The organism is Streptomyces alfalfae (assembly GCF_004127445.1).
In the GTDB taxonomy this organism is placed as follows: Bacteria; Actinomycetota; Actinomycetes; order Streptomycetales; family Streptomycetaceae; genus Streptomyces; species Streptomyces alfalfae.
Genome location: NZ_QEXM01000004.1, coordinates 1 through 1197, shown reverse-complemented (window position 1 = coordinate 1197; position 1197 = coordinate 1). Strand labels below are relative to the sequence as shown.

1 protein-coding gene is annotated in these 1197 nt (G+C 69.2%); it reads left to right on the top strand.

What is annotated here, in order from left to right:
* A partial coding sequence (locus DCW30_RS01630) for an acyl-CoA carboxylase subunit beta (protein ID WP_164992593.1) occupies positions 1-1197 on the top strand: 1197 nt, incomplete at both ends.

Below are 1197 nucleotides of genomic sequence, written 5' to 3'. Positions count from 1 at the left end.
ACGGTCTTCGTCTACGCGCACGACTTCCGGATCTTCGGCGGGGCGCTGGGCGAGGCCCACGCCACGAAGATCCACAAGATCATGGACATGGCCATCGCGGCCGGCGCCCCGCTGGTCTCGCTGAACGACGGCGCCGGCGCGCGCATCCAGGAAGGCGTCACGGCCCTGGCGGGCTACGGCGGCATCTTCCAGCGCAACACCAAGGCGTCCGGCGTGATCCCGCAGATCAGCGTGATGCTGGGCCCGTGCGCGGGCGGCGCGGCGTACAGCCCGGCGCTGACGGACTTCGTGTTCATGGTCCGCGAGACGTCGCAGATGTTCATCACGGGCCCGGACGTGGTCCGCGCGGTGACGGGCGAGGAGATCACGCAGAACGGCCTCGGCGGCGCGGACGTGCACGCCGAGACCTCCGGCGTCTGCCACTTCGCGTACGACGACGAGGAGACCTGCCTCGCCGAGGTGCGGTACCTCATCTCGATGCTGCCGTCCAACAATCGCGAGAACCCGCCCGCGCACGAGTCGGACGATCCGGCCGAGCGCCGCTCCGACGTCCTGCTCGACCTGGTCCCGGCCGACGGCAACCGCCCGTACGACATGACCAAGGTGATCGAGGAGATCGTCGACGACGGTGACTACCTGGAGGTCCACGAGCGCTGGGCGCGGAACATCATCTGCGCGCTGGCCCGGCTGGACGGCAAGGTCGTCGGCATCGTGGCGAACCAGCCGCAGGCCCTGGCCGGCGTCCTGGACATCGAGGCCTCCGAGAAGGCGGCCCGCTTCGTCCAGATGTGCGACGCGTTCAACATCCCGATCGTGACGCTCCTGGACGTCCCCGGCTTCCTGCCGGGCGTCGACCAGGAACACGGCGGCATCATCCGCCACGGCGCGAAGCTCCTCTACGCCTACTGCAACGCCACGGTCCCCCGTATCTCCCTGATCCTGCGCAAGGCGTACGGCGGCGCGTACATCGTCATGGACAGCCAGTCCATCGGCGCCGACCTCACCTACGCCTGGCCCACCAACGAGATCGCCGTCATGGGCGCGGAAGGCGCGGCCAACGTCATCTTCCGCCGCCAGATCGCCGCGGCGGAAGACCCCGAAGCCATGCGCGCCCGCATGGTCAAGGAGTACAAGGCCGAGCTGATGCACCCCTACTACGCCGCCGAACGCGGCCTGGTGGACGACGTCATCGACCCG